Annotated in this window: 23 protein-coding genes; 6 read left to right on the top strand and 17 right to left on the bottom strand. The window is 27.6% G+C overall.

Annotation, left to right across the window (positions count from 1 at the left end; genetic code table 11):
* Positions 1 to 7: 7 nt before the first annotated feature.
* A complete protein-coding gene (locus tag IC174_RS04215; RefSeq protein WP_227482237.1) occupies positions 8 to 352 on the bottom strand; it encodes a YraN family protein in 345 nt (114 codons plus the stop codon).
* Between the two features lie 184 nt (positions 353 to 536).
* On the opposite strand from IC174_RS04215, the gene IC174_RS04210 reads away from it, so the two are divergent.
* The 6 genes from IC174_RS04210 (at position 537) to IC174_RS04185 (ending at position 6,391) form a co-directional block, all read left to right on the top strand.
* Positions 537 to 1,700, top strand: coding sequence for a sensor histidine kinase (locus IC174_RS04210; RefSeq protein WP_227482236.1), 1,164 nt, complete (start codon positions 537 to 539; stop codon positions 1,698 to 1,700).
* Positions 1,693 to 2,337 (top strand): response regulator transcription factor, encoded by a 645-nt coding sequence (locus IC174_RS04205; protein WP_227482235.1) that lies wholly within the window; start codon positions 1,693 to 1,695, stop codon positions 2,335 to 2,337. The genes IC174_RS04210 and IC174_RS04205 overlap by 8 nt, the downstream gene beginning before the upstream one ends.
* 187 nt (positions 2,338 to 2,524) lie before the next feature.
* A complete protein-coding gene (locus IC174_RS04200) occupies positions 2,525 to 3,460 on the top strand; it encodes an ABC transporter ATP-binding protein (RefSeq protein WP_227482234.1) in 936 nt (311 codons plus the stop codon).
* 13 nt (positions 3,461 to 3,473) lie between these two features.
* Complete coding sequence (locus IC174_RS04195; RefSeq protein ID WP_227482233.1) at positions 3,474 to 4,571, top strand: ABC transporter permease; 1,098 nt, start codon at positions 3,474 to 3,476, stop codon at positions 4,569 to 4,571.
* Positions 4,572 to 4,573: 2 nt separating this feature from the next.
* Positions 4,574 to 5,638: an ABC transporter permease gene (locus IC174_RS04190; protein WP_227482232.1), complete on the top strand. Its 1,065-nt coding sequence runs from the start codon at positions 4,574 to 4,576 to the stop codon at positions 5,636 to 5,638.
* A gap of 255 nt (positions 5,639 to 5,893) precedes the next feature.
* Positions 5,894 to 6,391, top strand: a complete 498-nt coding sequence (locus IC174_RS04185) for a CarD family transcriptional regulator (RefSeq protein ID WP_227434175.1) — start codon at positions 5,894 to 5,896, stop codon at positions 6,389 to 6,391.
* A 183-nt stretch (positions 6,392 to 6,574) separates the two neighbouring features.
* On the opposite strand, the gene IC174_RS04180 is transcribed toward IC174_RS04185, so the two are convergent.
* From IC174_RS04180 to smc, 16 genes are all read right to left on the bottom strand, one after another.
* The gene (locus tag IC174_RS04180) at positions 6,575 to 6,823 is read right to left on the bottom strand and encodes a hypothetical protein (protein ID WP_227434174.1); all 249 of its coding nucleotides are present in this window, start codon (positions 6,821 to 6,823) and stop codon (positions 6,575 to 6,577) included.
* Positions 6,824 to 6,888: 65 nt separating this feature from the next.
* A complete protein-coding gene (locus tag IC174_RS04175; RefSeq protein WP_227482231.1) occupies positions 6,889 to 7,905 on the bottom strand; it encodes an alpha-hydroxy-acid oxidizing protein in 1,017 nt (338 codons plus the stop codon).
* Positions 7,906 to 7,962: 57 nt separating this feature from the next.
* The gene (locus IC174_RS04170) at positions 7,963 to 8,730 is read right to left on the bottom strand and encodes a ribonuclease HII (RefSeq protein WP_227434172.1); all 768 of its coding nucleotides are present in this window, start codon (positions 8,728 to 8,730) and stop codon (positions 7,963 to 7,965) included.
* 71 nt (positions 8,731 to 8,801) lie between these two features.
* The gene (locus tag IC174_RS04165; protein WP_227482230.1) at positions 8,802 to 11,012 is read right to left on the bottom strand and encodes an adenosylcobalamin-dependent ribonucleoside-diphosphate reductase; all 2,211 of its coding nucleotides are present in this window, start codon (positions 11,010 to 11,012) and stop codon (positions 8,802 to 8,804) included.
* Positions 11,013 to 11,548: 536 nt separating this feature from the next.
* Complete coding sequence (gene brnQ / locus IC174_RS04160) at positions 11,549 to 12,844, bottom strand: branched-chain amino acid transport system II carrier protein (RefSeq protein WP_227482229.1); 1,296 nt, start codon at positions 12,842 to 12,844, stop codon at positions 11,549 to 11,551.
* Between the two features lie 1,127 nt (positions 12,845 to 13,971).
* Positions 13,972 to 15,264: a branched-chain amino acid transport system II carrier protein gene (gene brnQ, locus IC174_RS04155; RefSeq protein ID WP_227482228.1), complete on the bottom strand. Its 1,293-nt coding sequence runs from the start codon at positions 15,262 to 15,264 to the stop codon at positions 13,972 to 13,974.
* Between the two features lie 384 nt (positions 15,265 to 15,648).
* A complete protein-coding gene (gene ylqF / locus IC174_RS04150) occupies positions 15,649 to 16,545 on the bottom strand; it encodes a ribosome biogenesis GTPase YlqF (protein ID WP_227434168.1) in 897 nt (298 codons plus the stop codon).
* Positions 16,546 to 16,862: 317 nt separating this feature from the next.
* Positions 16,863 to 17,213, bottom strand: coding sequence for a 50S ribosomal protein L19 (gene rplS, locus IC174_RS04145; RefSeq protein WP_227434167.1), 351 nt, complete (start codon positions 17,211 to 17,213; stop codon positions 16,863 to 16,865).
* A gap of 188 nt (positions 17,214 to 17,401) precedes the next feature.
* On the bottom strand, positions 17,402 to 18,097 hold the full coding sequence (gene trmD, locus IC174_RS04140; RefSeq protein WP_227434166.1) for a tRNA (guanosine(37)-N1)-methyltransferase TrmD: 696 nt from the start codon (positions 18,095 to 18,097) through the stop codon (positions 17,402 to 17,404).
* Between the two features lie 8 nt (positions 18,098 to 18,105).
* Positions 18,106 to 18,621 carry a ribosome maturation factor RimM gene (gene rimM, locus IC174_RS04135; RefSeq protein ID WP_227482227.1) on the bottom strand — a complete coding sequence of 172 codons (516 nt, stop codon included), beginning with the start codon at positions 18,619 to 18,621 and terminating at the stop codon, positions 18,106 to 18,108.
* Positions 18,622 to 18,731: 110 nt separating this feature from the next.
* On the bottom strand, positions 18,732 to 18,959 hold the full coding sequence (locus tag IC174_RS04130) for a KH domain-containing protein (protein ID WP_227434164.1): 228 nt from the start codon (positions 18,957 to 18,959) through the stop codon (positions 18,732 to 18,734).
* Positions 18,960 to 19,023: 64 nt separating this feature from the next.
* Positions 19,024 to 19,296: a 30S ribosomal protein S16 gene (rpsP, locus tag IC174_RS04125; protein WP_003419338.1), complete on the bottom strand. Its 273-nt coding sequence runs from the start codon at positions 19,294 to 19,296 to the stop codon at positions 19,024 to 19,026.
* A 39-nt stretch (positions 19,297 to 19,335) separates the two neighbouring features.
* Positions 19,336 to 20,688 carry a signal recognition particle protein gene (ffh, locus tag IC174_RS04120; RefSeq protein ID WP_227434163.1) on the bottom strand — a complete coding sequence of 451 codons (1,353 nt, stop codon included), beginning with the start codon at positions 20,686 to 20,688 and terminating at the stop codon, positions 19,336 to 19,338.
* Positions 20,685 to 21,053: a YlxM family DNA-binding protein gene (gene ylxM, locus IC174_RS04115; RefSeq protein ID WP_227482226.1), complete on the bottom strand. Its 369-nt coding sequence runs from the start codon at positions 21,051 to 21,053 to the stop codon at positions 20,685 to 20,687. The genes ffh and ylxM overlap by 4 nt, the downstream gene beginning before the upstream one ends.
* A 102-nt stretch (positions 21,054 to 21,155) precedes the next feature.
* The gene (gene ftsY, locus IC174_RS04110) at positions 21,156 to 22,448 is read right to left on the bottom strand and encodes a signal recognition particle-docking protein FtsY (protein ID WP_227434161.1); all 1,293 of its coding nucleotides are present in this window, start codon (positions 22,446 to 22,448) and stop codon (positions 21,156 to 21,158) included.
* Between the two features lie 26 nt (positions 22,449 to 22,474).
* Entirely contained in the window at positions 22,475 to 26,029 is a 3,555-nt protein-coding gene (gene smc, locus IC174_RS04105; RefSeq protein ID WP_227482225.1) for a chromosome segregation protein SMC, read from the bottom strand.
* Between the last annotated feature and the right edge of the window lie 6 nt (positions 26,030 to 26,035).

Genomic DNA, 26,035 nt, shown 5'->3' with positions numbered 1-26,035 from the left:
ATCTTTCTTAAAAAGCATTCATTATGTGATTTACTCTTTTTTCTGATAAATAGACTTCTACAATATCAAATCTTATGGGAATATTATGTAAATTATTTTTTGTGATATAGTATTTAGCAATCTCAACTATCTTTTTTCTCTTCTTGAAATTTACAGATTCACAAGGATAACCATACCTTAAATTAGACCTTGATTTTACTTCTACAAATACAATTTCATCACCTATCCTTACTATTATATCTACTTCTCCAATCTTTAATCTGTAGTTTTTTTCTAGTAGTTTTGCACCTTTTGATAACAAATAATTAATTGCTACTTCTTCTCCAAAATCACCTTTTTCTTTGTTATTCATTTTTTACTCCAATACATTAAATTTTTACTTTTTGATTATGGTCAGTATACGATTTAACTATTCAAATTTTTTAGATTGATTTTATTTCTATTAATATTAATAGATACTTCTATTGACTTTATTCTTTTATGATATTATCCTAGTTTTCATAAGGAAAGTTTATTTTTATGGAGGAGTCCTTTTAATGAATAGAAAAAAATTAGTTACTTTTATACGATATTTGTCCCTATTTATAGTACTTGTAAGTTCTTTAAACACTACTGAAAATATATTGTATCCAGTTATAACCATAATAATATTATTTCTAATTATAATAAATAATCAAGTCAGATTTTTTTCTTTATCAAATAATAGTAGACTTGTACTTATTTCTTATTTTTTAGAATTTGCTTTAATTTTCATATTATATAATTGTACAAAGACTTTTAATTCAGTTTACTTTGTTCCTTTAATTTTGGACATATCATTTTTTATAAATAAAAAATACAAATACATATTATTGTTTTTCATTATAGTATCTTCTTTTATTATTAGTTTAGACAAAAACTTGTATCTAGCGTTGGAATCAAGTTCAATATTATTGATTATATCTATACTTTCTATATATATAGAAAGTGAAAATATATCTAAATTATACAATCAAAACCTTTATGATAAACTTAGAATTTCTAAAGATAAATTAAAAAAATCTAATTCTGATTTAGAAATTTATGCAAGTTCTATAGAAGAACTAGCCATTTTAAAAGAGAGAAACCGAATATCTAGAGAAATACATGATAGTGTTGGACATTCTCTTTCTACAACAATAATACAGCTAAGTGCTATAGAAAAGTTCTTAACTGATAAGCCAGAAGTATCTGATTTAGTACATGAACTCAGAGAATTCGTAAATGAAAGTTTTCAAGATGTTAGAAGAGCTATATCTGAGTTAAAACCTATTGAATATGAAAATTATCAAAATTTATTTAAAATTAAAGAACTAATTAAAAGCTTTATTAAGCTTACAAATATTAATGTAAGACTAACTATATCAAAAAACACTTGGAACCTATCTAGAGCTCAGTCTATAGCTTTATATAGACTTATTCAAGAATCGCTTTCCAATGCATCAAGACATGGAAAAGCAAGTAAAATCAAAATTTTTATAACATTTAATCCTTCAAATCTTATAGTTACGATTAGTGATAATGGTATAGGATGTGAAAATATAAAAAAAGGAAATGGAATTAACAGTATTAGCGAAAGAATATATGAACTAAATGGAAAAGTTGAATTTGATAATCACAATGATGGATTTACAATTAGAGCTTCTTTTCCCAAATTTTTAGGGGGTGATTTTTTTGAGTAAAATCAAAGTTCTTATAGTTGATGATGAAAAACTAATTAGGAAAGGTCTTAAGATTATATTGTCATCTTATGATGATTTGGAGATAATTGGAGATGCCTCTAATGGATATGAGGCTTTAGAATTTTGTAAGTCAAATGAGGTAGATGTTGTTCTTATGGATATTAGAATGAATATTTGTGATGGTGTTTTAGGTACAAGACTTATAAAAGAATATGATGAGTCAATAGCACTATTAATTTTAACTACATTTAATGATGATGAATATATAAAGGATGCAATGAAATTTGGAGCTTCAGGTTACCTTTTAAAAGACAGCTCTGATGAAGTGTTACATGAGGGAATACGCTCTTCATTTTTTGGCAATGTTGTACTTGACAAAAATGTAATTGAAAAAATTATGTCAGTTGAAAAAACTGTCGAACACGAACATATTTCTAATATATATAATTTAACTGAAAAAGAAATATCCATAGTTAAGTTAATTGCAGATGGGCTTAGTAATAAAGAAATAAGTCAAGAATTATTTTTATCTGAGGGTACCATAAAAAATAATATAACTAATATTTTAGGTAAATTGGAACTCAGAGATAGGACTCAATTGGCTATATTTGCTTTCAAAAATAAAATTGTAATATAATATGTCAATAAAAAAGCTAAACTATAAACAAAATTTTAAAAAACTTAACTTATAATAAATATAAAACTATAAAGTGACTTAAGTCACTTTTTTTAGTGACTTATAGTAATAGAAATACACCTATTAATTCTTTATTATAATATTATAGATTTTTAAATTACACAAAAATATTTTGGGAGGGATTTTTATGGATATAGTTAAAGTAAATAATATAACAAAAAGATTTAATGATAAGTTAGCACTTGATAACATTAGCTTTTCTGTTAAAGAAGGGGAAATATTTGGACTTATTGGTCCAAATGGTGCTGGTAAATCTACACTTATAAGTATAATTACCAATCTTACTTTACCAAATAGCGGTAATATTCAAATAAATGGTATAGATTTGTCAGCAGATCCTATGAGTGCAAAATCTATAATAGGATTAGTTCCACAGGAATTAGCAATTATGGAAACACTAACTCCTTTTGATAACTTAGAATACTTTGGAGCTTTCTATGGATTGAAGGGCAAGTTACTTCAAGAGAGAATCAATGAGGCCTTGGAAGTTACAGGTCTAGCTGAAGTTAAAAAGAAAAAAGTAAAAAAATTATCTGGTGGTATGCAAAGAAGATTAAATATTGGGATAGCACTTTTAAACCACCCTAAAATATTAATATTAGATGAACCAACTGTAGGTGTTGACCCTCAATCAAGAAATCACATTTTTAATTTTATAAAAGATATATCTGAAAAACAAAAAACTACTATTATATATACATCTCATTATATGGAAGAAGTTGAACATCTTTGTTCTAAAATCTTTATTATGGATGAAGGTAAAGAAGTTGCTTTTGGGGATAATAATTATCTAAAATCAATAGTATCTACAAGTACAAAATTAATTATGGAAATAAAAAATATAAATGCTCAACTTATATTTGATTTAAAAAATACTAAAGGAGTTATATCTGTTTTAGAAAATACTTCAGTAATAGCATTAGATGTAGATAAAAACTTTCTGCTAACAGATGCACTTTCTGCTGTTGATAAAAACAATTCAAAGGTAGTACGTATATCTTATGAAGAACCTAGTTTAGAAGATGTATTCTTAAATCTAACAGGTAAAAATTTAAGAGACTAATAGGGGTGATTTTATGAAATTATATATAAGTGTAAAAACTATGTTAAAAGGTCTGAAAAGTTCCTTCATGATTAGTTTGCTATATTTCTTGGCTCTTCCTTTACTTTTAGCTTGGTTCCTTGGAATGGTAACAGGAGATATGTTTCAAAATCCTATAAAAACAGAACCTATATCAATCGTTGTATATGACAAAGATAGTTCCAAGTTATCAAGTAATTTGACAAACTTTTTAAAAGATGATTTATCTTCTGTACTAAAAATAAACAAAGATGATTCTGATGCAGATTTAAAACTTACAATACCTAAGGGATACGAAAACAATATTCTAAATGAAAAATCAAATACTTTAAATATAGAAAAACTTGGAACTAATGATGACTTAGCAATACTACTTCAAAACATATTAGATACTTATCATGAAAAATTATATTTAAATAATTCTCAAAAACTAAGTTCAGAAGATTTTTCTAAGTTGTTTAATAAAAGTTCTATTGCTACTTCTATAATAAAAAGCGATATCGAACAAAACTCATATGAATACTTTGCTTTAGTTTCATTGGGATTCCTTGTAATAATTTTCATAATGAATAATATTTTGTCAAATTATATAAGTGAATCAAAAGGGCTTTCAAAAAGACTTTATTCTATGCCTATAACTAGAGTGCAGTATTTAATTTACGACTTTGTAGGTTTATGGATTTACTCATTTATATTTCTATTATTATATGTTTTATTTTTTAGAATACTAGGAATAACATTTAAAGGTAATCTTGCCATATTGACCTTACTATGTGCTTTATCATCATATTTTATGACTTCGATATCTACTTTTGTAACTAGTTTTTTTAGTAAAAAATATGGTACATTCATAGTTTATATGTTACTTTTCTTACAGACAATTTTTGGAGGTATTTTTAACATGATAAGTGAAACTTTTACTAAGTTTACTAGTTTATCTCCAACTTATTTGATAGGAGCTCTATATAGTGACTATGAAAGCTTCAATACTTTAAGTTCAATAAGTAATTTAATTGTAACATGCTTAGTTGCCTCTACAATATTGATTATATTCTCTATTGTAAAAGAAAAATATAAATGGAGGGAGATTTAATAATGATTAGATTAATTCTTGCAAATATAAAAAGATATATAAAAAATCCTTCTCTTTTAGCTAGTATGGTTATGATTCCTATTATATTAGTTGTTTCTCTTAACCTTTTTTCTAGTAAATCAGACAATCAATCTATGTACTTTTCTCCAGTAGCAGTTGTATCTCACTCTTCAGGAAAATATGAACATAAATTGATAAATAATTCAAAGTTAAAGGAAAACACATTTAGATTAAATGAAGAAGATAAAGCTATGAACTTACTAAAAAATAATAAAGTTTCTGCAGTATTTGTTTTAGACAAAAATTTTTCAACTGATATAGATAACTTAAAAAGACCTGCTGTTAAATGTTTTAAAACTGAAAATGGTGGTGGTAGTCTTTGGGCAGAATCAGAAATAGAATCTTTTATCAATAATTCTTTAAAATCAAAAATAGATAGAAATCTGGATGAAAAATTAACTAAAACAACTATAGTTGACAACAAACCTGATAAAAACACAAATTTATTTTTACCAGTTTTCTTAATATGTTATTTTATGTATATTAACGCAGCGCATCTTGCTTCTGACTTATTTTCATTAAAAAAATCAAATGTTTTAAGAAGGCTTATTTCTACAAAACATAAAGATATAAAAATAATTTTTAGCATACTCTTAGGCTTATTTTTTATTCAAGCAATTGTATACACTTTAATACTTGGATGCCTTACATTTGTTGGAGATTTTAAATTAACTCTAAATGTATTAATGATTGTACTAGCAAATAGTTTTGTTTCCACTGGATTTGTATTTTGTATAGCTAGAGTATTCAAAAATGAAAACTCTATAAGCCTTGTAACTACATTTTATTCTTTAATAGGTTTAGCTATATCTATATCTAGTCTGATACCATCAATGAATGAATTATCATTTATGGCTAATCTATCAAAGCTTACACCTTTTTACTGGACTATAAACGCTATTAAAAGCAATGATAGCATTTTAATAAATGTAATCGTTCTAATACTTATTGGAATAGTATTTGTAACAGCTGGAAGTTTTAAATTAAGAGATTTTGCAAAAAACTAATGATTACTAAATATAGTTAGTATATAATTTTATACAATACTAACATAATATTTCAAGATGTTAAATTATTTTATATTATATTTTTATAGTTAGTTTTATAGTTGGTTTTAACCACTTTTGATGCTAAACTTAGTATTATATATTAATATTTTTGACTTGTCAATAGTTTTATGATATAATATTAATTATTAGATAATTAAAGCATTGTACCCAAATTGCAATATCTAAAATTCAGTTTGGAGGTATAACTAACATATGTATAATATCGGTGAAAGTGTGATGTATCCAAAAGAGGGAGCCTGTTATGTAAGTGATATTGTAACCAAGGAAATAAATAAACATATGCAGAAATACTACGAATTAACTGTCATTTTCAATAGTACTCTTAAAATTTCTATTCCTGTTCTGAATGCTGACAAGATTGGTGTCCGTCCAATTATGAACGAAAATGAAATTGATAATTTTATCCAATCTATTAACAAAACAGATGCTATATGGATTTTTGATAGAAAGAAGCGGCTTAAATTATACCATGATAAATTTCATTCAGGAGATATCTTTGAGATTGTAAAATTAATTAAGATGCTTATGATACAAGATTGTTCAAAACAATTATGTAGTACAGATAAGGACTTTTTAAATAAAGCTCAGAGATTTGCTTTGTCGGAATTAGCTGCTGCTCAATGTAAATCCTATACAATCGTATTAGAAGAAATGAAAAAACATATTCTAAATCCGAAAAATAATAATTAAACCAGTCTTTAAGACTGGTTTTATTTTTTAGATTAATCATATTTATTACCATATTTTACTTTAGATTTCATAATCTAGTGTTCCTAATCTAGTGTTTATAAAGCCATCTTAATTAGAATATATTTTATACAACAAAAAACCAAGTGTAAGTCAGTAATATGATTTACACTTGGTCAACAAAATCTAATCTTCCTCAAGTTCCTTTTTTTCTTCCAATAATACATTCAATTCATTTGCTTCTAAAATCTGTGCTTCTGCAATGTCAAGTAACTCTTGTTGCCATTCCACACATTTATCTTTGTAATCAAAAGGTAGCGTTCTGTCAACTATGTACTTATCGATACATTCCTCCGCACTTTTAACTATTTGCTTTCTCTCATCAATAAATTTTTCCAATTCTACTAAGGCTTCTTCATAAGCTTTTTTACTCATATAAATTCCCCCTTTGTATAATTGTTCTACATTAAAATAATTTTTCCTCTTTTTTGTATAAAAATTTATTTGTATATAACTTTTCCATCAATATCTTTTATAGTTTGACATCCAGTTAATATCATAGAACCACTTAATTCTGATTGAAGTTTATTTACATAAGTTTCTACACCATCAGTTGCTCCACCAAATGAAGCTGTTACAAAAGGTCTTCCTATTAATACTGCATCTGCCCCTAGACCTATCATTTTTAATACATCCAACCCTGTTCTAACTCCACCATCTGCAAGTATTGTAACTTTACCTTTAACAGACTCAGCAATCTTTGGTAAAACTTCACATGCTCCGGGAGTACAGTCAAGTACTCTTCCTCCATGATTTGATACAACAATTGCATCTACACCTGCTTCAACTGCCATTAACGCATCTTCTACAGTCATTATTCCCTTTAATATAAATGGTAATTTAGTAGATTTAACTAATTCTTTTATTTGGTCAACATTTTTAGGAAGTACTGGTTTTCCATGTATTGATAAAGTTACTAAACCACAAGCATCTATATCAACTCCAACTGCAAATGCTCCAGCTTCTTCAGCCAATCTTATTTTTTTTATAATATTTTCATTGTCCCAAGGTTTAATAAATACAATTCCAGCACCATTATACTTTTTAACTACATCTAAATTTTCCATTAAAAATGCATCTACTGCTGTATCTCCAACCATTGCATAGATACCACTATTGACACATCCTGCAACTACTGGTTCTATGTAATCTCTTTCATTTATTTTTCCACCCATATTTAAAGTAGTTCCTGTTACTGGAGCTGCAAATATAGGAGCACTCATTTTTTTTCCGAACATTTCTATAGATGTATCAGGATTTGAAACATCATGTATTACTCTCATATTTACTTTTACTTTTTCTAAACTCTTGCTATTTTCTATAAAAGAAGAACCACTTCCTTTACCTCCCATACCAGGTACTTCACCTGCACAGACAACTCCATTACAAACTTTACAAACTTTACAACTTCCATTTAAATTTTCTCTAGCATTTTTTAATAGTTCATTATAATCCATATCTAATCCCCCATTAATTATAGTAATTTATATAATATATATTATATCATATTATGTTTATAGTATATTTTTCAAGAAGCTTTTTCTATGTATAGGAGTTATCCCATGTTTTTCAATAGCTTCATAGTGTTCTTTTGTTCCATATCCCTTATGAGATTTAAATCCATATTCTGGATATACTCTATCATATTGATACATTATACTATCTCTAGTAACTTTCGCTAATATACTTGCTGCTGCTATTGATATAGATTTTGAATCTCCCTTTATAATTGGATTTTGAACTATATCAATTCCTGGTATTGTCGCTGCATCAACAAGTAAGTAATCTGGTGTTTGTTTTAAACAATTTATTGCTTTTTTCATTGCCATATACGTGGCATTTAATATGTTAAATTCATCTATTTCTTCGTTATTTACTATCCCTATTCCATAATCTAATGCTTCTTTTTTTATTACTTCAAAAAGCTCATCTCTTTTTGCTTCACTTAGTTTCTTAGAATCATTTACGCCTTCTATTTTTGTATTTTTCTTAAACACTACAACAGAAGCTACAACAGGACCTGCAAGTGGTCCTCTTCCAGCTTCATCAATTCCTCCAATATATAAATATCCTTTACTATATCCTTCATTTTCAAACGTATTTATAGTTTCTAATCTTTCTGCTTCTTTTCTAATATTATCTAGTTTCTTAGCAAGTTTTATAGCCAAACTTTGAACAGATTTTCTTTCGTCCACTCTTAATATTTCTATATATTCCATATACTTTTCAACTTCTAAAGCCTCAATTATTTCTTTAATCTCCCTCACACTCTTGTTCTGCATGCTATCCCCTCATCTTTCACCTGTAAAAATATTCTTCTCTTAAATATATTAAAAACTCACTAACTTAGAATTTAATTGCATCCACTATATCCACATTTTAAACATATACTACATCCACCTGTATGTGCTATTCCTTCACTACCACACTCAGGGCATACAAACTTTTCTTCTTCTTCAAAATTTTTACTTTTTAATTCTTTGGCTTTTTCTTCTTTATTATCTTTTTCTTCTTTATTATCTTTTTCTTCTTTATTATTTTTATGAGATTCTTTTTTATTATCTTCTTTTTTGTTATTTTCTTTTTTATTATCTTCTTTTTTTTCATTTATTAAGATTCCACTCCTTTTGCATCCATCTCTAAATATTGTCACTCCCTTAAGACCAGCTTCCCATGCCTTAACATATATGTTGAAAACATCTTCAATTGTAGTTTCAAAAGGTATATTTATTGTAGATGATATAGAAGCATCAATATACTTTTGCCATACTTTTTGCATATTTATTCTTTCTTCATATCCTATATTCATAGCAGTAACAAAAAAATCTGGTAAACATTCTTCATCTGTAATGCCTTTTTTATCCATATATTCTTTAACTATTGGAGTATATACTTTATAATACACATCTTCATCATGCAAACTTTCAGTTTTTCTTATATATGAAAGATTAAATATAGGTTCTATTCCTCCACTAATACCTATCATTGTAGATATAGAACCTGTAGGAGGTATAGTTAAAAGTTGTGAGTTTCTAAGCCCATACTTTTCAACCATATCTTTAATATCATCGTTTAGGTTTTCTATAAAAAATCTAGATTTAGAAATATTTTCATATTTATACTCACTAAATGTGCCATATTCTTTAGCAATCAAAGCTGATTGTTTTACAGCTTCGTTAAGCATAGTTTTACCAATTAAATCACACAATTCTAAAGATTTATCAGAACCATATCTTATCCCCATCTTTATAAGCATGTCAGCAATACCCATTACACCTAATCCTATTTGTCTATATTTATAGACACTATCCCTTTGTTCTTGTAATGGATGTAAATTTAATCCCTCATCTAATACATCATTTAAAGCTACCACAGCTTCTCTAACACAAGATTTTAACTTATTAATATCAAAGGTAGCATGTTCCCCAAATGGTTGTATTACAAACTCTGATAAGTTTATTGAGCCAAGCAAACAGCTTCCTCCACTTGGAAGTGGCTCTTCTGCACAAGGATTTACACCTGAAAAACAAAAAGACTTATCTTCACTCATAAGGTTATATGTTTTTATTTTGTCCCAAAATAATATTCCTGGTTCTGCATAATCCCAGTTATTTTTAACAAACTTATTAAACAAATCATATGCATTTACTATTTTGACTATTTTTTCTCCAGTAGTTTCAACTTCAAAAGTACAATTATACAACTTTTTTTCCTTTACAGCTTGCATAAACTCATCTGTTACTCTTACAGAAATATTTGCTTTAGTAACCTTCTCCAAATCAGTTTTTATATCTATAAATTCCTCTATTTCCGGATGATTTACATCCATAGAAATCATAAGAGCTCCCCTTCTACCTCTTTGACCAATCAAACCTGTCGTCATGCTATAAAGTTCCATAAAAGACACTGCTCCAGTTGTATATTTTGCAGCATTATTTACTTTTGCACCTTTGGGTCTTAATTTTGAAATATCAATTCCAACCCCTCCACCATAACTAAAAGTTCTAGCAAGTTTTTTTGCAGTGTCAAAAATATCTTCTATACTGTCTTTTGGTGGCTCTATTACATAACAATTAGAATAAGTTACTTTTTTACCTTCTTTATGTAAACCTCTATTTGCTAAAATTCTACCTGCAAATAAAAATCTCTTTTGTCTTATTAACTTTGATATTCTTGGACTATTATTTGAAATTCTCTTTATCCATTCATCAAAACTTTCTCCATCGTGTCTATACTTATTTTTCCATATTGATTTTTGTAATTCATCAAACTCCCAAGCCTTATGTCTTATTTCTGAACGTCTTTCTCTATATAATATGTAGTGTTTTGCTATATCTTTTCTATTTGATTCCATAAGTAATACTTCAACTATATCTTGGATTTCTTCTACAGATAAACATTTTTCCATAGAATTATAATCATTAGCGATTTTTCTTGATATATCATATGCTAAATCTCTATCTACTCCACCTTCACTATTTATACTAGCCTTATAGACAGCATCTTCAATCTTACTTTTACTAAAAAGTTCTTTTGTCCCATCTCTTTTTATTATGTACTTCATTTTTAGACCTCCAATAAATTAGTATTACATTAATACACCTATTAGTTGTAATTCTAAACAAACTTTTTTCTATATTTGCATGTTTTCATATTAATTATCTTACACAATATATATTATACTATTTTATATTCAATATAACACGCTTTATAGTTTTCTCAATTAAGTAAATGAACTTTTTATATTCTAAATATCTTCTATTAAAAACTTAAAAATAACATAAAAAAGTATATAAAAGTGTAATTATACTCTTATATACTTTATTTTTTTATAAATTTTATCCTTATTATTCCATTATTTTCCATTGAAATTATTAATAAATTCTTTATATTTTCCATATAAATATGCTACATCCCATAAATATTATTTGTAAATATATATAACAAAATTCAACCTAACAATAATCTATCTTTAATCTACTTAATTTAATATCCATTTACATATAAATACATATAAAGTTTTACATATCAAAAAGGAATTGCCTCCTAAATGATTTTAATCACTTTAAGGCAATTCCTATATGTATTAATTATTCTTTATTATTGTACAGCTTTGCTGCTTTGAGATGGAATAAAGTTTCCTATTATCCCTGCTATTACAACTGGAACTACCCAGTTAAATCCTAATGAAGCTAGTGGTAAGCTATTAACTAAAGGTATATTTATACCAAAGCTTGTTGCAACTGTTAATACACTTACTAACAATGCCATATATGCAGCGCATTTAAATACATTGTCATTTTTAATTTGATTACTAAATAATGCTAGTATAACTAGAGTTATAGTTGCTGGATATACCATACTTAATATAGGAGAAGAGAATTTTATTATTGTACTTACTCCAAAGTTTGATATGATTGCACTAAATACACAAACTACTATAACTATATGCTCATATTTTAATTTTCCATCTGTAAGTGTTGAGAAATATTGACCTGCTGCTGAAGAAAGACCTATAGCTGTTGTTAAACATGCTAATGTAACTATAATAGCCAATAGAATCTTACCTGTATTTCCAAGTAATGCTGCTGTTATTGAAACTATTAAAGCTGTTTGTTGAACATCTTGTCCATATATCTTAGATACAGTTGCTCCAAGGTAACATAGTCCACCATAAACTAGTGCCATACCTATTACCGCTATAACACCTGCACTTACTGTAGCTTTCATCTTTTCTTTTTCACCTGTATAACCTTTAGCTATTACTGACATGATTATAATTGATGCAAATACACTAGCTGCCAATGCATCCATTGTTTGATATCCTTGAGTTATACCTTCTGCAAATACATTTTGTATTAAAGAAGTATCTCTTATGTCTCCTAGTGGAGATACAATACCTTTAACTATTAATACTGCTAAAGCTATAAGTAAAGCTGGAGTTAAAATTGATCCAACTATATCTACAACTTTTGATGGTCTTATTGTTAAAATCAATACTATAGCAAAGAATACTATAGAGAATATTACTGGGCTTATTCCTGAACCTATTGTAGGTAATATACCCATTTCATAAGTTGTTGCTGCTGTTCTAGGTATTGCCAAAAGTGGCCCTATACAGATTACCATTGCACATCCTAATACAACACTTAATCCTTTACCAGCTCTTGAAAACATTTTTGATGTGTCTCCATTGAACTTAGTTGCTGCTATAACTGCTAATAATGCCAAACCACCATCTGCGAAAAGGAATCCTATGAAAGCTACTAGCCAACTACTTCCGGATAAAACTCCTAGATATGGAGGGAATATTAAGTTCCCAGCACCAAAAAACATTGCAAATAGTGCAAATCCAATTACAATTACATCTTTAAACTTGATTTGTTTCTCACCCATTTAAAGCACCCCCATTTGAATTTTACTACGTTTTATTACATTTTACCAAAAAATAAGTCCAATCTCTTCTTAAATGAAAACCTTTTGACGAGATTTTATTTAATTATACATTTTTGACCTAAACTTGTCAATTATGTTTCATAATTTATAAAATCTTCGCAATATTTAGTACAACTTTCTTAATTAAATAAAATTAACATGTATACTTTAAACATATATGCTTTTTTTATTTTTATTTAATTTTTCTTGACAAAATTAAAACTTTTAAATCATCTTAATTGTGCGACTTTTTCAATTATTTGCATTATTTCCAATTTATATTGCTTTATAGACAATATTAATGTATACATCACTCTCCTTTTTGTTTTGTATAATTTTTTAAGTTCAATTTAAATTTTAAATATTTTGTGTTTATTATATAATCTGAAAAAAAAGCAGTCAATATGATTTTTAATTTTTTTAATTTTCAAAATTATGATACTTAAAAAATCGTTTTCCTTTTGTCATAACTTCTATTTACGTTAATTCTTGTAGTATTTTGTATTTATTTTGCTAAATTCACTATTAATTTTACTGAATTCCAATTCTACTCTTATAGACTTTTTACTTACTAGAGTGCTTCCAAATCATTTTTTCTGAAAATTTTTTATTATGATTTGTTGATTTATTTTTCTTCATAGAAACTATATTGTAAGTTCCAACTTGTTAAAACTTTGCAGTTGCTAGTATTCACCTTAGTTTACTTATTTTTTAGAATTTACTAAATAATCTTAATATGAACTAATTAAAAAACAATTTAGTAATTTACACAGGTTATTTATATGTTTAAATGCTTAAATTTTATTTTATTATTTTATTATTGTCATAATTTTATTTATATAATATTTTTGTAAAAGTCAACTAATACAAATATCTGAACTTGTAATATTACTCTGAATATCTTTTATAAATAATCATTATTGTTAAAAAATAAACATTTTTTTTTTAATACTTCTAGCTAATTTTACTATATTAAATGCAAATAATTAGTATATACTCAAAAATAAAAGAGTTATCTATATAAATAGTTTCATTTATTATAGATAACTCTTTTATTTTCAAATGCTTATATTTCAATTAAATAAGTTTTAATTTGTACCAAGTGTATTAGATTGACTTTTTGATGGTATAAAATTACCAATTATTCCAGCTATTATAACTGGAACTACCCAGTTAAATCCTAATGAATGAAGGGGTAAAGAATTTACTACTGGAACGCTTACTCCATAACTAGATATAACTGTTAATATACTTACAAGCAATGACATATATACTGCTCCTTTGTATACATTATCATTCTTAATTTTTTCATTAAAGAAAGCTAATATTATTAAAACAATTGATGGTGGATAAACTATACTTAGTATAGGAGATGCTATCTTTATTATAGTTCCAACACCAAAAGATGCTACTACTGCACTGAATACAGATACGGCTAATACTATTTTTTCGTAACTTAACTTACCTTTTGTAAGTCTAGAAAAATATTGCCCTGTTGCAGATGTAAGACCTATAGATGTAGTTAAACATGCTAGAGATACTACTACTGCTAAAATCGCTTTCCCAACATTTCCAAGCAATCCTTGTGTTATATTTACTATTACTTGTGATTGTACTGCATCTGTTCCATACATTGTTGATACAGTTGCACCAAGGAAACATAATCCACCATAAACTAGTGCCAATCCTCCACAAGCAAGAACACCTGCTTTACCAATCATCTTTAACTTTTCACTAATACTAGTATATCCTTTTTCATTTAGAGATACTATCAGTACTGATGCAAGCGCTATTGCTGCAAATGCATCCATTGTCTGGTAACCTTGACCAATACCTTCTGCAAATACATTAGGTATCATAGGTTTATCTATTACCTCTCCAAGAGGAGATATAACACCTTTTATAATTATAAATGCTAAAGCTATTAGAAGAGCTGGAGTTAAAAACTGTCCAACTATATCTACGACCTTAGATGGTCTTATTGTTAATACATATGATATCGCAAAATAAACTATACAGAATAATAACACTGGAATTGAGCTTCCAAATAAAGGCATCATACCCATCTCATAAGTTGTTGCACCTGTTCTTGGTATAGCTAAGAATGGTCCTATACATAAAATATCTACACAACCTATAAGAATCCCCAATTTCATACCACATCTTTTAAACATTTCTATTACGTTTCCATCGAATTTAGCTGTAGCCATTACTGCTAGAAGTGCCAAACCAGCATCGGCAAATGTAAATCCTAAGAAGGCAATTAACCATTCTGGACCTGTAATTATTCCCAAGTATGGCGGAAATATTAAGTTACCTGCTCCAAAGAACATTGCGAATAACGCAAATCCAAATACTATTACATCTTTGGTCTTACCCATTATAAAATCCCCCTTTTTAACCTTATTAAATTAACAAAATTTCTCAATTGTTCACGTTTGCATAAATAAATTAACTAAAACAATAAGAATCTATTATTAAATTAATAAAATTAAATAAATTTTTAATATATTGTATTTATTTGTGCTTATTATATATTATATGAAACAAGCACGTCAATATGCCAAAATTGCAAATTATCATACTGATTTTAATTTTCAAAAAATTAGGTATATTTGTCTTAAATTAATATTTTTGAAAGTTTTATAATCTAATTTATACTTTCATGTGACAATTTTTGTCTATATTTCAGAAAAGAAAAAAAACCTTTTAAAAAAAGGTTTTTTTTTACTTATAATATTAATTTTTTAACCCAGCTTTAAAATCTATCTTTTAACACTCTCTGGTACTTCTAGTGTTATATTGCCTATCTTTCCATCTCTAAATTCATTTAAGACAGTTACAGCTATGCGTGTATAATCAAGTTCTTTCCCACCTGTTATGAATCCTCTTTTATGACCAATCATATCCATTGTTTCAATTGGAGTTTCTCCTAAAGAATCTAATTTATATCTAGCTTTCAACTTTTCTGGCTCTATTATCATAAGTTTTTCTATAAGTCTTAAAGCTAAGGTCTCAACGTCTAAAATCTCATCTTTTATAGCTCTACTAAATGCTAAGTTTAAAGCAACTTCTTGGTCTTCAAACTTTGGCCAAAGTATTCCAGGTGTATCTAAAAGTTCAAGATTTCCCTTTAACCTAACCCATTGCTTACCTTTAGTTACTCCTGGCTTATCTCCCGTTTGAGTACTTTTTCTACCTGTTAATTTGTTTATAAGAGATGATTTTCCTACATTTGGTACACCAACTATCATTATTCTTATAGCTCTTTCTTTTCTTCCTTTATCTTTTAAAGAACTCATTTTTTCTCTAGTTACATTCTTACATTCTTCTACTATCTTATTTACACCTACACCTTTTAATGTATCTACTGGTATAGCTTTTATGTTATTCTTTTTGTAGTACTCAATCCATTGATTTAACTTATCTCTATCTGCCATATCACTTTTATTTAATACAACTACCCTAGGCTTATCTCCTACAAGCATATCTATATCTGGATTTTTGCTACTAAATGGTATTCTAGCATCTAAAAGTTCAACCACTACATCAATTAGTTTTAAGTTATTTTTTACTAATTCTTTGGTTTTCTTCATATGACCTGGATACCAGTTTATATGTAGATTATTATCCATAAGATACTCTTCATATTCATTTGACACGTATATCACTCCTTTAAAATAGTATGTTATTATTACCTAATTTTACTTAAAAATATATCTACTTAAAATCCTACATTGTCACCCTTTTAACATCATACTTTACATAATATTATTTTCTTATTTTTAGTATTATTTCAAAATATAATCCAATATTTATTGATTTTATTTTCAATTTTAAAATTCCTAAATCTATCAATAAATAGTATATTTTCAACAAATAATCATATGCGCTTACAATTTAATTATTTGTTATGATTTTAGTTAAAATAGAAAGAGGACTGATAAATCAGCCCCCCATTTATAAGTAAAGTTTTTAATTATCTATTTCTAGCTTCTTTTATCTTAGCAGCTTTACCTACTCTACCTCTTAAGTAGTTTAGTTTAGCTCTTCTTACTTTACCTTTTCTAGTTACTTCTATTTTTTCTATTTTTGGAGAGTGAACTGGGAAAGTTCTTTCTACACCAACATTGAAAGACATTTTTCTAACTGTAAAAGTCTCTCTTGCTCCTCCACCTTGTCTCTTTAATACTACACCTTCGAATATTTGTATTCTTTCTCTTTTACCTTCTATAATTCTAACGTGTACTTTAACTGTGTCCCCAGGTCCAAAATTAGGAACTTCATTTTTTAATTGTTCTTGCTCAATTGCTCTTAACATTTCATTCATCTTTCTTCCTCCTAAATATCATAGACGTTCTTAACTACCCGACCAGTGTAAACAGAGGAACGCCCGTATTTCCAACATTTTATATTATACTATACTTCTATAGTTATTACAAGCATTTTTATATTTTTAATTCCATTTATAGCCACTTTATTGTATACATGTATATTAAATTTTTATTGTATATGTTTTTATTTTTCTTGAGATTTTTTATATAAGTCTAATCGTCTTTCCTTAGTTATTCTTATAGATTCTTCTCGTCTCCACTCATCTATCTTTTTATGATTTCCTGATAAAAGCACTTCTGGTACTTTTAACTCTTCAAACTCTCTAGGTCTTGTGTAATGAGGATACTCCAATAGATTATCTTTAAATGACTCCTCTTCAAATGATTCGTCCTGATTTAATACTCCTGGAATTAATCTTGATATAGAATCTATCATTATAAGTGCAGGCAGTTCTCCTCCAGTTAGTACATAATCTCCAATTGAAATTTCATCAGTTACTATTAAATCAATAATTCTCTCATCTATTCCTTCATAGTGACCACATAGAAGTATTATATCCTCTTGGATAGACATCTCTTTGACTATAGATTGATTGTATACTTTACCTTTGGGAGTTAAATAAATTACTCTTGGATTGTTTATATTATGAGTTTTTATTATATGCTTATATGTGTCATATATAGGTTGAGGAGTCATCACCATACCAGCTCCTCCTCCAAATGGATAATCATCTACTTTTTTATGTTTATTATTAGAAAAATCTCTTATATTATATATATGCACATCAATTATGCCTTTTTCAACTGCTCTTTTCATTATACTTTCATTCATGTATGAATTAAATATTTCTGGAAAAAGCGTCATTATGTGAAATCTCATATTACCACCTAATCTATCATACCCTTAATAGGGTCTATAATCATTTTTCTTTCATCCATATCTATAGTAGGTACAAATTTTTTTATAGCTGGTATCATAAATTCTTTATCTTCTTCACCTTTTATTACATAGACATCATTTGCAGAATATTGAAGTACATCCTCCAAGACTCCTACATACTTTCCTTCTATAGTTAAAACTTCCAAACCAATCATGTCTGCTATAAAAAACTCGCCTTCTTCAAGGTCTCTACTCTCTTCTCTAGACACATACATAAATTTATTTTTTAGCTTTTCTGCTTTTTCTATAGTGTCTATATCTTTTATCTTCATTATAACCATAGAACCTTTATATCTTACATTTTCTACAGTCCACTTGTTGTTTAAATCTTTTCCTAAATAAAAATCTTTCAATTCATCAAATCTATCTATATCATCAGTAAGTGGATAAACTCTTACCTCACCTTTTAGACCTTGTGTGTTTACTATTTGCCCTACCTTAAAATGAGTTAATTTTTCTTTCATATTATCACCTTCTCAAAAAAATTTAATCTTATGTTACCATATCATCATAAATTCTCAAAACTGTACACAGTTATACAAAAAGGACTAGGCACTATACCTAATCCTCCTCTTTACACTATCTCAAGAGAAACTTTTATGTTTTCTCTATTTGCAACAGATCTTACGACAGTTCTTATAGCTTTAGCTATTCTTCCCTGCTTCCCAATAACCTTACCCATGTCATCTTGAGCAACTGTAAGCTTTAAGACGATACCGTCATTGTCTTTAAATTCCTCAACAACAACTGAGTCAGGATTATCAACTAGAGCCTTAGCTATATCTACAACTAGCTCTTTCATATATTTCATCTCCTAAAGTAACCTCAACAATAAGTATTTACTTATACTAATTGCTAAGAGAAAATTATTTTGCTTGTTTAGAAGCTTCGAATTTTTCTATTACTCCATTTTTTACAAGTAATTTTTTAACTACTTCTGTTGGTTGAGCACCAGTAGCTAACCATTTTATAGCTTTTTCATCATTTATTCTTACTTGTTTAGGTTCAGAAATTGGATTATAGTATCCTATTTCTTCTATGAATTTTCCATCTCTTGGAGCTCTTGAATCAGCTACTACTATTCTGTAGAAAGGTTTTTTATTAGCTCCCATTCTTTTTAATCTTATTTTAACTGCCATTACAGTCACCTCCGAATAATTTTTACTATTTTTTATATTTTATTTAAAAAAAGGTAAACCGCCTAAGCCGCCCCTTTTCTTCATACTTTTTTGTGAACCAGCAAACATCTTCATCATTTTTTTCATTTCATTAAGTTGTTTTATAAGTCTATTTACATCTTGAACAGTAGTTCCACTACCTCTAGCTATTCTTTTTTTCCTAGAAGCATTTAATATTCCTGGGTTACGTCTCTCATATGTAGTCATTGACTGAATTATGGCTTTAGTTCTATTCATTTCTTTACCATTCAAGTCTACATCTCCAAGTTGGTCTTTTATATTTCCCATACCAGGCATCATACCAAGTATCTTGTCTAGAGGTCCCATATTTTGTATTTGTTCCATTTGTTGTAAAAAATCTTCAAAATCTAGTTCTTGTTTTTTGATTTTTTGTTCTAATTCCTTAGCTTTTTCTAAGTCCATACTTTCTTGTGCTTTTTCTATTAGGCTTAATACATCTCCCATACCTAATATCCTTGATGCCATTCTGTCTGGGTGGAAAGGTTCTATATCATCTAGTTTCTCTCCCATACCCATAAACTTTATAGGTTTTTGTGTTACTGCTCTTATTGAAAGTGCAGCTCCACCTCTAGTGTCTCCATCTAATTTAGTTAATACTACTCCATCAACACCAAGTGCTTCATTGAAGCTTTCTGCAACATTTACTGCATCTTGCCCTGTCATAGAGTCTACAACTAAAAGTATTTCATGTGGCTTAACTTCTGACTTAATTGACTTTAACTCATCCATAAGCACTTCATCTATATGAAGTCTACCAGCAGTATCTATAATAACCAAATCGTTAGCATTTTTAATTGCATGACTTAAACCTGCCTTGGCAATATTTACTGGACTTTCTTTATCTCCCATATTGAATACAGGTATATCCAATTTTTCACCAACAACTTGAAGTTGCTTTATAGCTGCTGGTCTATAAATATCACAAGCCACCAATAGAGGCTTCTTGCCTTGCTTTTTAAAATATCCTCCAAGTTTTCCTGCTGTCGTAGTTTTACCTGCACCTTGCAATCCAACCATCATTAAGATTGTAGGAGGTTTTGAGGAAATCATTACTTTACTTTGTACATCCCCCATTAAACTTGTAAGTTCTTCATTTACAATTTTTATTACATGTTGAGCTGGTGTCAAACTTTGCATAACCTCTTGTCCAACACATCTCTCTTGAACTTTTTTTATAAAATCTTTAACTACTTTAAAGTTAACATCTGCTTCAAGAAGAGCAAGTTTAACTTCTCTCATAGCATTTTTTACATCTGCTTCTGTAAGTTTTCCTTTTGACTTTAACTTACTGAATGCCCCTTGTAGTTTATCCGACAATCCTTCAAATATCATTTTATCATCTCCCTACATACATCTTCTATATTTTCTAGCTTAGGGATTAAATTAGCACAATCTCTATTGTGCAATAAATCTTCTTTAATGTCAATAATTTTATTTCTTATAAATTTAATATTTTTTTCCTGTTCTTGAAGCTTAGATACTAAATGTAGCTTTTCTTCATAATCTCTTAGTATCTTTTCTGAACGTTTCAATGTATCATATACACCTTGTCTTGATACACTTAAATTCTCACTGATTTCACCTAAAGAGTAATCCTCTTCATAGTATAGAGCTACTATCTCTTTTTGCTTATCAGTTAGTAATTCTTTATACTGTTCAAATAACAATCCAATTTCGACCATTTTTTCTATATTCATATCTTACACTTCCTAGCAGTATACTGTAAAGGTTATTTACTTTACACTATTGTATTTTATATCATATAAACACTCTTGTCAACCATTATTTTTAAAAGAATACTAGTTACCAAATAATGCATCTGAAAATGATTTTGCATCAAAATCCTGTAAGTCTTCTACTCTTTCTCCAACTCCAATAAGTTTTACAGGTACATCTACTTCTGACTTTACTGCAAGCACTACTCCACCTTTTGCTGTTCCATCAAGTTTTGTAAGTACTATACCTGTTATATCTGCAACTTCTTTAAATGTTTTAGCTTGAACAACTGCATTTTGACCTGTTGTGGCATCTACTACAAGAAGTACCTCACGCTTTGCTTCTGGAAATTCTCTATCTACTATTTTAAATACTTTTCCAAGTTCATTCATAAGATTAGCTTTGTTGTGTAATCTTCCAGCTGTATCACATATTAATAAATCTGCCTTTCTAGCTTTTGCTGCCTTTATGGCATCAAACACTACTGCTCCTGGATCTGCTCCTTCTTGATGCTTTATTATGTCTACATTAGTTCTATTTGCCCAGATTTCTAATTGCTCTGTTGCTGCTGCTCTAAATGTATCTGCTGCTGCTAATAAAACTTTTTTCCCATCTTTTTTATATCTATTTGCCAATTTTCCTATCGTAGTAGTTTTACCCACTCCATTTACACCTACCATTAGAATTATACATGGAGCTGGTTCTATGTCTAATGTAGAGTTTTCATTTGTAAGGATATCTTCAACTATAGATTTAAGTTCTTCTCTTACCTTTATTGGTTCAGTAATTCCCTTTTGCTTTATCTTATCTCTTAGTTTCTCAATTATGTCCATAGTTGTATTTACACCAACATCTGCTGTTATTAAAATTTCCTCTAAATCCTCAAGCAATTCTTCATCTATTTTTGTATATGATTTTAAAACCTCATCTATTCTATCAGTTATTCCTTGTTTTGCCTTTGTTAATCCTTGTTTTAATCTTTCAAACAAATTAACTTTCTTTTCTTCATATTTCTCTTCTTTATTTTCATAATCTTCATGTTCAGTTTCTTCATCATTATTATCATTGTTTAATGCTTCTATTTCACTATCTAGAGAATCATTATTTATTATCTCTTCTACATCTTGTTCATTAGTATCTATCTTATCTTCTATCTCTCTATCTTCTTCAGCACTTTCATCAACAACTTCTTCTTCAGTTTTTTCTGGAATATCTTCTACTTTATCTACAACTTCCTCCTCAAACCCTGAAAAAATTGTTTCTTCTACATTTTCTAAGTTGTCAGCACCAGTTTCTATTTCTTCTTCTGAGCCAACATCTTTTTTTTCTAATTCCTTATCCTTGTCTTTGCCAAAACCAAATAATTTTTTTAACACTATTCTTCCTCCTATGTCAATCTAAGTTATATAATATCAGTTATCTCTTGAGCTTCTTTTAGTTTTAAACTAATAACTTTTGAAATAGCTTTTTCTTGCATTGTAACCCCATATATATAATCAGCAGCTTCCATAGTTCCTCTCCTATGAGTTACTGATATAAATTGTGTCTCTTTAGATAAATCCTTTAAAAATTCTCCAAATCTGAATATATTTGCATCATCAAGTGGAGCCTCAATTTCATCTAATATGCAAAATGGTGTTGGTTTTGTAATTAATATTGCAAATAATATACTTATTGCAGTTAGAGCTTTTTCTCCACCAGACAGTAGATTTAAATTCTTCATTTTTTTACCAGGTGGTTGAGCTGTTATTAGTATATCACTTTCTAATAAATTTTCTTTATCTAAAATAGTTAATTCTCCACATCCACCACCAAAAAGTCTTTTGTACACATACTTAAAGTTTTTACTTATTTCTTCAAATTTAACCTCAAATTCAGATTTCATATTTTCTTCTAATGTATGTATAAGTTTTTCTATTTCCTCCATAGATTCTTCTAAATCTTGTTTTTGTTCACTATAAAAATCATATCTTTCTTTTATTTCTTCATATTCTTTGATAGAATCTATATTTATATTCCCAAGACTTCTTATTTCTCTCTTTAAATTTTCTAAGAATTTTCTATCTATCTCTAGATTTTCATCTTTGATTTCCAATGCTTGTACTAAAGTCATTTCATATTGTTCAAATAACTTATTTATATATGTGTCTTGACTAGTTTTTAATCTTTCTAATCTTCCACCAACCTTAAATAAACTTTCTTTAAGTTCTATATGTTGTCTATCTATAATTTTTAACTCTTTACCAATTTCATCAAAGTTATTTTTCAAGTCATCTTTAGCTATTTTTCTAGTTTCAAGATTTCTATTGCTGTCCCCTAATTGCTTAATTAAGTTTTCTTTTTCTTTTTCTTCAATAGCTATAGAGTCTTGTAACTTAACTATTTCTTGTTCTTCATAATTTAATGATTCATCTAATTGTTTGGTTTTTTCTTCTAACTCACAATTTTCACCAGATATTCTTTTTATATCTCTAACTATACTATTATAAGCTTCTGTTTTCTTTACTAAAGTTAGGTTTAATTCATCAAATTCAGATTTTTCTTTATCATACAAATCATTATATTTTTTTATTTCATCACTTAATATATCAATTTTTTCTTTATTTTGATTGTATGTATTTTCTAGTGCTTCCATCTCTTTTTTAACAATGTCACTTTTTTCGAGAGTATAATTCAAGTTAGAACCCAAATCACTTTTCTCATTATTTAATCTAGTAATGCTAGATTTTAAAGATTCAATCTCAGATTCGATATTTTCTATACTTGTACTCTTTATTATAATGCTTTTTTCTAAATCTTTTACTTCATTTTCAACTAAGTCAATTTCACTTTTTATATTTTTTATATTTTTATTTAGAGATTCTTTTGTAATTTCTAGACCTGAAATCTCAACCTTAACATCATTTATTTTTTCTGTATATTCGTTAATAAATCTTTTTCTTGATAATATATTTCCGTTAGTTTTTAAACTACCTCCTGTTAAATAACCTCCTGGATTTAAGATTTCACCATCTAAAGTTACTATTTTAAATCTATGACCAGTTTCTTTTGCAAATTTTATCCCCTCATCTATATTATTTATAAATATCGTTCTTCCAAGTATATTTTCAATTATATTTCTATATTTTTCATCAAACGTAATTAAATCACTTGCTATTCCTATAAATTTAGTATTTGCTTTTAAATTTCCCAAACTTATTTTATTTGATTTAATTATATTTAATGGCAGAAATGTTACTCTTCCTAAATTATTCTTCTTTAAATAGTTTATTGCAGATTTAGCACTAAACTCATCATCAGTTATTATATTTTGCATATAAGCACCAAGTGCTGCTTCTACAGATTTCTCATATTTTTCAGGAACATTTATAATCTGTCCTAGCGCTCCATGAATACCTCTTAAATCCTTATTTTTTAATACTTCTTTTACACCTCTATTAAATCCCTCATAATGATTTTCCATATCTATATAAACATTTAACTTTGAGTTATATCCATTTAGATTGTATTTACTTTTCTGTATTTCATCTTCTACCTTATTGAGTTCATTAATAGAATATTGTAAATCAGCAGTTAATTTTTTATTTCTGTTATTCACATTGTTTAAATTTTCTTTTTTCATATCAAAGTCTTTATTTATACTATCTAATTCAGAAGATTTTGTTTGGACATTTTGGTTTAACTCTGCTATTTCTGAGTTTATGTTTTCATCTCTGATATTCATATTTTCTTTATTTGCATTTAAAGCAGATAACTTATTACTAAATTCTTGCTTCTTATTTAATATATCTATTATATTTTCTTTAAATAATTCTATATCATTATTTAAAGATTCCAACTTCATCCTTTGATTTTCTTTACTAGATTCTAACTTTTTTATATTCTCTTGTAATATCGATAACTCTTCGCTATTTGAAGACTTATTACTTTCTAATTCTTTTATGTATACCTTATTTTCATTTAGCTTTTCTTTTATATTGTTTATTTCAGAATTTTTTCTATGAATTTCATTTGTAAAGTTTTTTATTCTTTCTTTAATTAAATTTATCTGTGACTCTTTTTTTGATATAACACCTTTAATTGAATTTATATAATCTACAGATTTTTCAATTACATCTTGTAGTACCTCTATCTCCTTATCAACATCTTCTTGTTTTTTCTCTACAACATTTTTTTGTTCTTCTTTTTCTTTAAGTTCTTTTTCAAGAACTTTACTATGCTCATCAACTTCACTCAGTTCTTTTTCTATTCCTTCAATTTCTCTTATAAAATTATTGACTTCTAATATTTTTAATTTTTCACTTATTTCTAAATACTTTTTTGCTTTTGTTTGTTGATTAAAAAGAGGTTTTAATTGATTTTCAATTTCTATATATATATCATCTATTCTTTCTAAATTTTCTTTTGTATTACTTAAATTTCTTTCTGCTTCCTGTTTTTTATATCTATATTTTGATATACCACAAGCTTCATCAAAAACTTTTCTTCTACTTAAAGGATTATTACTCAATATTTCATCTACTTTTCCTTGCTCTATGATTGAATAACCATCTTTTCCAATACCAGTATCTAAAAAGACTTCTTTTATATCCTTTAATCTGCAACTCTTATTATTTAGAAAAAATTCACTTTCTCCATTTCTATAAGCTCTTCTTCTTATAGTCACTTCTGTAAAGTCTAATTCTAATTGATTCTCAGAATTGTCAATAGTAAGAGCTACTTCACAGTAATTCATGGGTTTTTTTGTATCTGTACCTGCAAATATTACATCTTCAAGTTTGTCTCCTCTAAGACTTTTGATACTTTGTTCTCCTAATACCCATCTTACGGCATCAGATATGTTACTTTTTCCACTTCCATTTGGTCCTACTATCGCTGTTATTCCTTCTTTAAAAATAATATCTGTCTTTACTGGAAAGGATTTAAATCCCTTTAACTCTAGTCTCTTTAAATACAAATCGTT

The sequence above is a fragment of the Clostridioides sp. ES-S-0001-03 genome, from assembly GCF_020676075.1.
In the GTDB taxonomy this organism is placed as follows: domain Bacteria; phylum Bacillota; class Clostridia; order Peptostreptococcales; family Peptostreptococcaceae; genus Clostridioides.
This window is presented reverse-complemented; position numbering and strand designations above follow the sequence as displayed.

Coding starts and splice junctions, on each gene's coding strand:
- IC174_RS04195 (WP_227482233.1), top strand. CDS start 3,474: ATGAAATTATATATAAGTGTAAAAACTATGTTAAAAGGTCTGAAAAGT.
- IC174_RS04190 (WP_227482232.1), top strand. CDS start 4,574: ATGATTAGATTAATTCTTGCAAATATAAAAAGATATATAAAAAATCCT.
- IC174_RS04170 (WP_227434172.1), bottom strand. CDS start 8,730: ATGCAGAACAAGAGTGTGAGGGAGATTAAAGAAATAATTGAGGCTTTA.
- brnQ (WP_227482228.1), bottom strand. CDS start 15,264: ATGGGTAAGACCAAAGATGTAATAGTATTTGGATTTGCGTTATTCGCA.
- brnQ (WP_227482229.1), bottom strand. CDS start 12,844: ATGGGTGAGAAACAAATCAAGTTTAAAGATGTAATTGTAATTGGATTT.
- IC174_RS04215 (WP_227482237.1), bottom strand. CDS start 352: ATGAATAACAAAGAAAAAGGTGATTTTGGAGAAGAAGTAGCAATTAAT.
- IC174_RS04130 (WP_227434164.1), bottom strand. CDS start 18,959: ATGAAAGAGCTAGTTGTAGATATAGCTAAGGCTCTAGTTGATAATCCT.
- rplS (WP_227434167.1), bottom strand. CDS start 17,213: ATGAATGAAATGTTAAGAGCAATTGAGCAAGAACAATTAAAAAATGAA.
- trmD (WP_227434166.1), bottom strand. CDS start 18,097: ATGAGATTTCACATAATGACGCTTTTTCCAGAAATATTTAATTCATAC.
- IC174_RS04185 (WP_227434175.1), top strand. CDS start 5,894: ATGTATAATATCGGTGAAAGTGTGATGTATCCAAAAGAGGGAGCCTGT.
- IC174_RS04210 (WP_227482236.1), top strand. CDS start 537: ATGAATAGAAAAAAATTAGTTACTTTTATACGATATTTGTCCCTATTT.
- IC174_RS04180 (WP_227434174.1), bottom strand. CDS start 6,823: ATGAGTAAAAAAGCTTATGAAGAAGCCTTAGTAGAATTGGAAAAATTT.
- rpsP (WP_003419338.1), bottom strand. CDS start 19,296: ATGGCAGTTAAAATAAGATTAAAAAGAATGGGAGCTAATAAAAAACCT.
- IC174_RS04200 (WP_227482234.1), top strand. CDS start 2,525: ATGGATATAGTTAAAGTAAATAATATAACAAAAAGATTTAATGATAAG.
- IC174_RS04165 (WP_227482230.1), bottom strand. CDS start 11,012: ATGAAGTACATAATAAAAAGAGATGGGACAAAAGAACTTTTTAGTAAA.
- rimM (WP_227482227.1), bottom strand. CDS start 18,621: ATGAAAGAAAAATTAACTCATTTTAAGGTAGGGCAAATAGTAAACACA.
- IC174_RS04175 (WP_227482231.1), bottom strand. CDS start 7,905: ATGGATTATAATGAACTATTAAAAAATGCTAGAGAAAATTTAAATGGA.
- ylxM (WP_227482226.1), bottom strand. CDS start 21,053: ATGAATATAGAAAAAATGGTCGAAATTGGATTGTTATTTGAACAGTAT.
- ffh (WP_227434163.1), bottom strand. CDS start 20,688: ATGATATTTGAAGGATTGTCGGATAAACTACAAGGGGCATTCAGTAAG.